The following is a 2,422-nucleotide window of genomic DNA, read 5'->3' as shown; positions in this document are numbered from 1 at the left end:
AGGATTCCTATTTGATTTTTGAATAAACACCGTACACCTCGAAAAGCCTGATTCCCTACTCCCTACTCCCTATTCCCTACTCCCCGCCTACGCAAATAATTTCAAAAATCAAAGCGGATTACTATAGCTTGTTTTGGTATTATCTAAGTATTTAATTTTAAAAGTTATTTTTTTAACGCAGAGGGACACAGAGGAAACCGTAAAGTAACGCAGAGAGTATATTAACTTTGTATCCATGCTATCACTGCGATCGCCGGATTCGCGTCTGTATGTCGTCTGCCACTACAAGACAACCTTTCAACTTTTCTAAAGATTGCTCCTGTACAACACGAGATAAAATTTCTAACACTGTTTGACGGCTACGGTTACGCGATCGCAATAGTAGAATACCAGGATGAGTGCCTGGTGTAAAGCGACGAACATCAGAGAAGTCTAAATCAAGAGTGATGAAAAACCTTTTCTCAGCACAAACTTGCTCCCAAACAGTGTCATCATCAGCACCAGACAATCCTTCATCAGTTACACGGTCAGCGTTGTAACCAGCTTGCTGTAAAAACTCGACGTGGGTTTGTGCCATGTTCTCGTCGAGTTTCACTTTCATTTTACTCATCGCAGTGGCAACAATTCCTCTTCCCTGATTAATTGTGCTGCATAAGCAATAGCTGCTCTAATATCTTCTAAAGCCAGTGGTGGATACTCTTGAATAATTTCCTCAAATGTCAGTCCCTCGGCAAGGTTATCAAGGATGACAGATACCATAATGCGTGTTCCTTTGATACACACTTTACCGTGACATACATTTGGGTTTTGAGTAATGCGTTCTTGCCAGTTTGTCATGGTTTTGAGTGCTTGTAATTAAGTTTAATTTTAGGCTATCACTATTTGAGTTTACACCTTCTGGTGATTAGTCTACGCTCTATGGTAGTTATTCGAGTCACCCTAACTTTAGAAGCAACCCGTAATCCAGTACTAGCAAAATCTGGATCTGAAGGTTCTAAAATGAACTCTTCTGGACTCAAACTACTTATATTTTGAGATGAAATAAAACATAAAGTGACATCATCACCTATGGTGTCTATCCATAAAACTAAACCAGGGCGTAGTTTTGTTCCAGTCAAGTCTGTAAATGGAAATGGAACCAAGACGATATCACCTTTTTGGAGAGACATTAGATAGGTTCTCCGTCGTCAAGTGAGTATATGTCTGGTTCATTTTCAAGAAAGTTAAAGGTTCCACTAGTCTGGGCAAGTAGCATTAAATCATGAGTTGATGGCTCTGATGAATCGAAAAATAGTTTTTCTTCCAATAGCGATCGCTCTTCATCAGAGAGAGATAGAATAACTTGCAACAGCGATTCAACAAGTTTAGTGTTCATTTCGTATTTCGCTTTGTTTTACATACATTTTTTGAAAGCGACGGGAAACTCCATCCCCTCGTGGGTGTTCCGGGATAGTCGCCCCGTCGCTTGGGGCATAGGGCATTGGTAGTTTCTTCCCCATGCTCCATGCCCGATTCCCGATGCCCAAAAACTCCATCCCCTTGTGGGTGGAGTTTTTTATAAAAAATCCCCCACCTTGCGGCAGGGGATTTTTATTGATTACCTACAAAACTAGCAGCCGAATTAACCGAACTTACCAGCAGTAGAAGCAATCAAGAATGCGGCGTAAGTCAAGACATAGCCAACAGTGAAGTGAGCTAGACCAACTACACGAGCTTGAACGATAGACAGAGCCACGGGCTTGTCTTTCCAGCGAACTAGGTTAGCTAGAGGAGTGCGTTCGTGTGCCCAAACAAGGGTTTCAATCAACTCTTGCCAGTAACCTCTCCAGGAGATTAAGAACATGAAGCCAGTAGCCCAAACTAGGTGTCCAAACAAGAACATCCAAGCCCAGACAGACAAGTTATTCACGCCGTAGGGGTTGTAACCGTTAATCAACTGAGCAGAGTTAGCCCAGAGGTAATCGCGGAACCAGCCCATGAGATATGTAGAGTTCTCATTGAACTGAGCTACGTTGCCTTGCCAAATACCTAGATGCTTCCAATGCCAGTAGAAGGTAACCCAACCAAGGGTATTGAGCATCCAGAACGCGGCTAGGTAGAAGGAATCCCAAGCTGAGATGTCGCAAGTACCGCCACGACCGGGGCCATCGCAAGGGAAGGCATAGCCGAAGTCCTTTTTATCGGGCATCAGCTTAGAACCACGGGCATCCAAAGCACCTTTGACCAAGATCAAGGTGGTGGTATGCAGACCTAAAGCGATCGCATGGTGTACCAAGAAGTCGCCAGGGCCAATTGTCAAGAACAGGGAGTTAGTACCAGCATTGATGGCATCTAACCAGCCTGGTAACCAGACGTTAGCGTAGTTAGGCCATGCTGTATGGGCAATACTATCTGGGTTAGATAGCAAGGTGTTTAAACCGTA

5 protein-coding genes and 1 pseudogene are annotated in these 2,422 nt (G+C 43.6%); all 6 read right to left on the bottom strand.

Annotated elements, in window-relative coordinates; all coding sequences use genetic code 11:
• Positions 1-241: 241 nt before the first annotated feature.
• On the bottom strand, positions 242-595 hold the full coding sequence (locus LC574_RS35740) for a DUF5615 family PIN-like protein (protein WP_229458358.1): 354 nt from the start codon (positions 593-595) through the stop codon (positions 242-244).
• An 11-nt stretch (positions 596-606) separates the two neighbouring features.
• Positions 607-837 carry a DUF433 domain-containing protein gene (locus tag LC574_RS35735; protein WP_229458356.1) on the bottom strand — a complete coding sequence of 77 codons (231 nt, stop codon included), beginning with the start codon at positions 835-837 and terminating at the stop codon, positions 607-609.
• A 41-nt stretch (positions 838-878) separates the two neighbouring features.
• Entirely contained in the window at positions 879-1,169 is a 291-nt protein-coding gene (locus tag LC574_RS35730; RefSeq protein ID WP_229458355.1) for a type II toxin-antitoxin system PemK/MazF family toxin, read from the bottom strand.
• Entirely contained in the window at positions 1,169-1,375 is a 207-nt protein-coding gene (locus LC574_RS35725; RefSeq protein ID WP_229458354.1) for a hypothetical protein, read from the bottom strand. The genes LC574_RS35730 and LC574_RS35725 overlap by 1 nt, the downstream gene beginning before the upstream one ends.
• Positions 1,372-1,506 (bottom strand): hypothetical protein, encoded by a 135-nt coding sequence (locus LC574_RS38400; protein ID WP_267871793.1) that lies wholly within the window; start codon positions 1,504-1,506, stop codon positions 1,372-1,374. The genes LC574_RS35725 and LC574_RS38400 overlap by 4 nt, the downstream gene beginning before the upstream one ends.
• Positions 1,507-1,621: 115 nt before the next feature.
• A pseudogene (gene psaB, locus LC574_RS35720) lies at positions 1,622-2,422 on the bottom strand (photosystem I chlorophyll a apoprotein A2); the annotation flags it as partial.

It is taken from the genome of Nostoc sp. CHAB 5715, from assembly GCF_020829685.1.
Lineage (GTDB): Bacteria > Cyanobacteriota > Cyanobacteriia > Cyanobacteriales > Nostocaceae > Nostoc.
The sequence above is the reverse complement of the archived record's forward strand: the minus strand, read 5'-3'. Positions and strand labels throughout refer to the sequence as shown.